Annotated in this window: 2 protein-coding genes; both read right to left on the reverse strand. The window is 60.4% G+C overall.

What is annotated here, in order from left to right:
- Positions 1–2,455 (reverse strand): Ig-like domain-containing protein (locus tag ACO54Z_RS12595; protein WP_485997323.1); only part of this gene is annotated, 2,455 nt, incomplete at its 3' end.
- Positions 2,456–2,652: 197 nt separating this feature from the next.
- Positions 2,653–7,713: immunoglobulin-like domain-containing protein (locus ACO54Z_RS12600; protein ID WP_485997324.1), on the reverse strand; the 5,061-nt coding region annotated here is incomplete at its 5' end.

A 7,713-nucleotide genomic window follows, 5' to 3' on the forward strand; every position in this document is an offset into this window, starting at 1 on the left:
TGGTGACTTTGCCTACCGGCTCATGGTTGCCGCCCGGTTGCGGATTCGGGTTCGGGTTCGGATTGGGATTCGGGTTCGGCTGCGGATTGGGGTTGGGCGACGGATTCGGGTTCGGCGTATTGCCGCCGTCGGCGACTTCCGCGGTCTTCGCGCTTTCAACGGACTCGGCGGTGCCTTTGCCGTCGGTGTATTCGGCCTTGACGGTAATCGTCTTGCCTTTGTCTTCCGCTTTGAGGGTGTAGCTCGCGCCCTGCCCCACTTCTTTGCCGTCGGCATACCAGCGATAGGTGACGGTACCCATGCCATCATCGTCTTTGAGGTCGTTCGCTGCGGTCAGCGTCTGCCCGACTTTTGCCTCGCCGCTGATGGTGACTTTGCCTACCGGCTCATGGTTGCCGCCCGGTTGCGGGTTCGGATTCGGCGACGGGTTCGGATTGGGATTCGGCTGCGGATTCGGTGACGGGTTGGGGTTGGGCGACGGATTCGGGTTCGGCGTATTGCCGCCGTCGGCGACTTCCGCGGTCTTCGCGCTTTCAACGGACTCGGCGGTGCCTTTGCCGTCGGTGTATTCGGCCTTGACGGTGATGGTCTTGCCTTTGTCTTCCGCTTTAAGGGTGTAGCTCGCGCCCTGCCCCACTTCTTTGCCGTCGGCATACCAGCGATAGGTGACGGTACCCATGCCGTCATCGTCTTTCAGGTCGTTCGCTGCGGTCAGCGTCTGCCCGACTTTCGCTTCGCCGCTGATGGTGACTTTGCCTACAGGGGCGTGGTTGAGCGGATGCGGGGTCGGGTTGGGATTCGGATTGGGCGACGGATTCGGTGACGGGTTGGGATTCGGCTGCGGGTTCGGATTCGGGGTGTTGTTGTCGTCAAAGACGGGCGCGGTTTTCGCGCTGTTCACTTTTTCGACGTAGCCTTGTCCGTCGGTGTATTCCGCCCGGACTTTGATGATTTTACCTTTGTCACCGGCGCTCAGGGTGTAGCTCGTGCCCTGTCCCACTTCTTTGCCATCGGCATACCAGCGGTAGGTGACAGGCCCCATGCCGTCCTGGTCTTGCAGGCTGTTGCTGGCGGTGAGGGTCGCGCCCACTTTGGGTTCGCCTGTAATTTCAACTTTGCCTGTCGGTTCGTGGTTTTTTTCCGGGCGCGGCACGATGGCGTCATCGACCGCTTCGCTCATGCGGGCGGAGTGCGCTTCCGCATGGCCTTTTTCGTCGGTGTATTCGACGTGCAGGCTGATAACGCCGCCTTTGTCGGCGTCGGTCAGGGTGTATTCTGCTTTGGTGGCGCCAGCGATTTCCTGGCCGTCGCGCAGCCACTGGTATTTGACGCCTTCTTTCGGTACGCCGTCTTCGTCGGAAACGTTGGCTTTCAGGGTTTCGCCGACGTTGGCTTCGCCGCCGATTTCGACTTTGCCTTCGTGGTTGGCGTCGGCGTCGTCGTAGCTGATGCTGATTTTGCCCTTGTTGCTACTGGGGTTACCCAGACGGTCACGCAGGGTGTATTCGACCGGGTCGGGGTTGCCTTCTTTGAAGCTCTCCAGCGGGGTGAAGGTGACGTTGCCGCCACGGCTGACACTCCAAGTGCCCTGTTTGTCCACCACGAGGGTGCTGACTTCCTTGCCGTCCTTGTCAATCAGTTTGACGGTGTCGGGGTCAATGTCGCCCTGCGGGTCGGTGTCGTTTTTGGTGACGTTGATGGTGGTGGTATCGCCGCGCTTGGCGATAACGCTGTCATTTTCGAGATGCGGTTTGTAGGCATCCGGATTCGGGTTGGGGATGCCGGGCCGTCCGGGCGTTTGCGGGTTGGGATTGCTGCCGTTGCCGCCCGGTGAGGGTGAGGGCGACGGGTTCGGGCCGGGCGAACCCGGATTGGGGTTGGGCAGCGGTTCCGGCGACGGGTTGATGGTGTTGCCCGGCTGGGTATCGTGGCCGGGGGTGGGTTTGAAGGGCGGCGGTTCAGGTACGGGCGGCGCCGGGGCGGGCGTATTGCCACCGCCTTTGCCGCTGTCGTGGCTGGCCAGGGCGATACCACCGGCGACGAGGGCGACGCCGCCAAGGATGGCGAGCGGGGTGACGGTGGACGGGGTATCGGCGTTCAGGGTATCGGCAGCGGCGATTTCTTCGGCGAGAACGTGCTCCGGCATGGTGGCGACAGGATAGTTAAAGAGGCCGCCGTTTTCTTGCAGGCCGACGAGTGCGCCCGGCTGTCCCTGGCTGAAGTAGTTTTCGATGACAAGGTCGGCACTTTGGTCACGATCGAAGGAGACGAGCAGGTTGTCGCCGACGCGGTCGGTAATGATGCTCTCCGGGCCGATGCCGGTGGCAAGGTCGGTGATTTGGTAGTAAACGCCATCCACGGCCTGGATGTGTTGGGCTGCGCCCGCCGTTTCGATGTTGTACTGGCCAACGGCGTTGCCGGCGGCGTCCTTCAGGGTAAGGTTGAACTGTGCCATGTTGTTGCTTTCCTGTTTTTTCGTGTGTTCCTGGGTGATATGGCGATACTCACAAAGTGCTGTACAAGGCGCGCCGCCGAAGACAGTACGTTTTTGTACGGCAAGGAGGCGCAACACCGTACAGGGCTTTGTGAGGATTGCTAAGGTGTGCCGAAGCGCCCGTCGCTATGATACGACAGGCGCCCGGTTTTTAGCCGTTAAATGAGATGGCTGTGGTCATCTTGCGGCAGGTGGTGGGTTTGCGGCGCGGTGTACGACGGCTCGCTGTAGGCTTTCGGCGCGATGTCCACGTGCGAGAGGATGTCCTCCGCGCTGAGGGTCTTGCCGCCCTGGCTGGCGATGTCGATGGTGCGACTGTGCCCGGCGTCATCGCTGACGTGCAGGTGTTGGCCGTGTTCGTCGCTGCTGACGCTGGCCTTGGTGCCGCTGCCTCCGGCGAGAACAATGCGGTCGCCTTCCTGCGGGTTGAAGTCGAGGATTTTGCCCGGTTCGTTCCAGCCGCTGGCGTCATGGCTGTCGAGCAGATACGCGAAGGTATCCGCCCCCGCGCCACCGCTGAGCAATTCCGCACCGTGTCCGGCGACGAGGACGTCATCGCCCGCGCCACCGTGCAGCGCGTGGCTGCTGGCGGTTTTGCTGGCGGCAAGCAGTTCGGCGCTGTGCTCGCCGAGGTAGTGCAACAGGTCTTCGCCGTCAAGGTTCACCAGGCCGCTGTAGGCGGCGGTGTCGATGCCGTCGCTGACGTGCAGGCCGTGGTGGCTGTCGCCGCCCGCGTGGTGTGCGGCGGTGTCGTCTTCGCTGCCGTGCGCGATGACCGGCGTTTCGTGGTGCAACGCGCCACCGGGTGCCGTCGCGGCTTCGGCCGGTTTGGTTCCTTCCGGCGGGGTCGCGTCGGCCTGTGTCGTTGTCGTCGCGCTGGCGGCGCTGCCATACGGGTCGTTGTGGTTCTGCGCACTCACCTCGCTGCCCGGTTGCAGCAGGCTTTGCGGGATGGTGACAGTACCGCTTTGTTTGTCGATGGTGACGCCGCTAAAGCTGTTGATACCGTAGCCGTCTGCAAAACCCCACTGGTTACTGAAAGCATGGTTGTCCAGTTTGGCGCGCAGTTCGTAGGTTTGTCCGCTACGATCGGTGAAGCGCACTTGCATATAGGCAAGCTGGTTGTTTTCTTGGCTGATGTCAAAGCCCGGCGTAAGGTTAATCATGCCATTCCCGTCTTTCGTTGCCGTCGGCGCCGGGTGGGCGTCGTTGTCCAGCGCATTGATGCTGACACTGTGCCCGCGGTAACGGGCAATTTCCGCACCGTTCGCGTTTTCGATGAAGACGTCAGCATGATTGACGGCACGTGCGACCTGGTCGTCTTTTGTTGTCAGCGTGAAACTGGTACTGGTCTGCCCTTTCGGGATGGTGACTGTCTGCGTCCCGCCTTCGACAAAGGAACTGCCATCGTAACTGCCACTACGCACGGTGACGCTGACGTCGTGATCGGTTGCGTGGCTCAGTTGTACTTTGAGAGTGACCTGGTCGCCTTCGCGGACTACGGCATCATCACCTACCAGCATCACTTGTGGCGTACTGTTGGCGCCATTGATGCTGCCATTGACTTCGTTGTTTTGCGGGCCGCCCCAACGCGGATCTTTGCCCATTTCAGCGCCTTGCAGGTTGTCTGGCGCGAGGTGGAAAGTCGTCGTCTGGCCGGCGGCAACGCTGTCCGACTTGGCTGATGCAGTGAAGGTCGCCTCTGTTTCCCCGGCGGGGATGGTAATTTTCTGCGTACTCAGTTTAAGGTCGCTGTCATCGCCTGTTCCCACCTTGAGACTGCCATCAACGCGGATATCCATCGTCACCGCATGGTTGGCCGGTTTGCTCAGGGTGACTTTATAGGTCGCCGTTTCGCCTGCGGTCAACATGGGTCGGTCGGTGCTGATATTGACCGATGGCAAGCCTTCCGCCGCGTCATTGTCGATGACGCGGGTAGTCACCTGTTTGGCGTCCGTGGAAACATCCGCCCCACTGGCACCCGTAATGCCAAGTCCAAACGAGCCGCTTTTGATTTCATGGTCGTCTTTCACCGAAAGCGGCACAGTCACTTCTGTTTCGCCTGCCGGGATGCGTACGGTTTTGTTGTACACGATGTCTTTCGGCGCCGGTCCATTGAAGTAGGACGTCGCTTCAAGAGTGACTGTCACATCTTCGTGGGTCGGTTTGTCCAGCTTCAGGGTGTAGTTGCCCTGTCCGCCTTCGTTGACGGCATTCGGACCAATCAGGCCAACCGTCGGTTTTCCTGCCGATTGCACCACGGCATCGTCGGAGACGGTGAGGTTCTCTTCATGCCCCTTGTTGTCCTGATAGCTGACACGCACCCCGAATTTCTGTCCGGCATCGGCCACACCCGGCGTATAGCTGTTGCCCGTCGCTCCGGCGATGTCCTTGCCGGTACCGGCGTTGAACCACTGGTATTGCACGCCATTATCCGGCACACCATCAGCATCGTTTACCGTTGCCGTCAACGGTTCGTTCACTTTGTGACTACCGCTGATGGCAACCTGTCCCGGCTGGTTCGGCTGCACGTTATCCGCCACGCTGTCCGTTTCGCTGCTGGTCGGTGTTTCATCGTGCTGTGCGTTGTCGCGATAGGTCGCACGCACGCTGATTTTATGTCCGACGTCTTCCGCTTGCAGCGTGTAGCTGTTGCTGGTCGCGCCACCAATCGGCGTGCCGTCGCGCAGCCATTGATATTGCACCGTCTCCGGCACGCCGTCGGCATCCGTCACCGTGGCGGTGAGGTCACTGCCAACCTTCGCTTCGCCACTAATGGCAACACTACCCGGCTGATTCGGCATCACTCCGTTGACATCACTGATTCCCTTGACATAGTCACTGAAATCATTGCCGGCAGAATCGCCGCTCCGTGCCTGCACTTCGCTCCGGTCTTTCACCACCTGCGGCGCTAGCGTCACCGTGCCGCTTGTGGCATCAACCTGCACGCCTTCAGGCAAATCCTTGCCTTTCCATTGATCGTTGTCGAACTGATCTTTGTAAACGGTGAGCTGATGTGCCTGCTCCTTCTCGTCGGTGTAGGAAATTTCCAACGTATCCGAGTTTGCACCGGGTTTGATGATCATGCCGCCTTGATGAGCACTATCCTGCGTAATTTCCGGCAATCCGACAGTAGAGAGATCGTTGTCTGCAATCACTTCCACCGTATCACTATGACCACCCTTGCCGTTTTCACCGATGCTGTTATAAGCCCGAACCGTACTGCCGTCTTCAACCGCATTCGGAGGAATGACTACCTCGCCGGTCTTCGCATCTAGACTCTGATACGCACCAGACGCACTCCATTCGCCCGTCGTCGGATCTTTACGCACAATCGTGGATTCCTTCGCGCCATATTCAGCGCGGTATTGGACTTCCATATAGTCCGCGCCATCCGCCGGTCTGGCAATAATACCGCCCTGATGCTGCGGATCGCGTTCCAGCGTTGGTGCAGGCAAGTTGGCAACTGCGTCCGTCCCAGTACTGGTTAATACTTCGGCGTGGTTACCGTTGTCGGTGTAACTCGCCTTGACGCTGATCTTGTGACCCACATCGTCTGCGACCAGCCGATAACTGCTGCCGCCAGCATCAGCAATGACCTCGCCGTCGCGCAGCCATTGATACTGCACTTTCGCCGGGTCAACGCCGTCTTCATCGGTGACGGTTGCTTGCAGTTCGCTGCCTACTTTGGCTTCGCCGGTCACGGTGATGGTGCCTTCGTGGTTTTGCGGCGGGGTATTGCCGTCGCTGACGCTGCCAGTTTCAGCACTGGTGAGATTTTCGGCATGGTTGCCGTTGTCGGTGTAACTCGCCTTGACGCTGATCTTGTGACCGGCGTCTTCGGCTTGCAGGGTGTAACTCGCGCCGTTCGCGCCGCTGATTTCCTGCCCGTCGCGCAGCCATTGATACTGCACTTTCGCCGGGTCAACGCCGTCTTCGTCGGCGACTGTCGCTTGCAGCTCGCTGCCCACTTTGGCTTCACCGGCCACGGTGACGGTACCTTCGTGGTTTTGTGGCGGTTGCGGCGGCTGTGGATTCGGCGGCGGGGTGTTGCCGTCGCTGACGCTGCCGGTTTCAGCGCTGGTGAGATTTTCGGCATGGTTGCCGTTGTCGGTGTAACTCGCCTTGACGCTGATCTTGTGACCGGCGTCTTCGGCTTGCAGGGTGTAACTCGCGCCGCTCGCGCCGCTGATTTCCTGCCCGTCGCGCAGCCATTGATACTGCACTTTCGCCAAGTCAACGCCGTCTTCGTCGACAACCGTTGCTTGCAGCTCGCTGCCCACTTTGGCTTCGCCGGTCACGGTGACAGTACCAGCATGATTTTCGCCCGGTTGTGGCGGTTGCGGGTTCGGCGGCGGGTTATTGCCGTCGTCGGTGACTTCCGCCGTTTTCGCGCTTTCGACACTTTCGGCGTGATTCTTGCCGTCGGTGTATTCCGCCTTGACGGTAATCGTCTTGCCCTTGTCGGACTCCCGCAGAATGTAACTGTCGCCGATACCGACAGCTTCACCGTTCGCATACCAGCGGTAAAGGATTGAACCGAGGCCATCCTCGTCTTGCAGGTTATTGGTAGCAGTCAGCGTTTGTCCGACTTTCGCTTCACCAATGATGGACACCTCACCGGTCGGGGCGTGATTTTCGCCCGGTTGTGGCGGTTGCGGGTTCGGCGGCGGGGTGTTGCCGTCGGTGACGCTGCCGGTTTCAGCGCTGGTGAGATTTTCGGCATGGTTGCCGTTGTCGGTGTAACTCGCCTTGACGCTGATCTTGTGACCGGCGTCTTCGGCTTGCAGGGTGTAACTCGCGCCGTTCGCGCCGCTGATTTCCTGCCCGTCGCGCAGCCATTGATACTGCACTTTCGCCGGGTCAACGCCGTCTTCGTCGGCAACGGTTGCCTGCAGCTCGCTGCCCACTTTCGCTTCACCGGTCACGGTGACGGTGCCTTCATGGTTTTGCGGCGGCTGTGGCGGTTGCGGGTTCGGATTGGCCGGGTCGGTGACAGCAGCGGTGGCGGTGCTGGTGACAGACTCGCTGTGGCCACCGTTGTCGGTGTAAACCGCGCGCACGGTGATGGTTTTGCCCACTTCAGCGGCGGTCAGGGTGTAGCTTGCGCCCGTCGCCCCGGCAATGGCGGTACCGTTGGCCAGCCATTGGTAGCTGACGTTGGCGCTGTCAAAGCCGTCTTCGTCGGCAACGGTCGCTTGCAGCTCGCTGCCCACTTT

The organism is Cardiobacterium sp., from assembly GCF_057314735.1.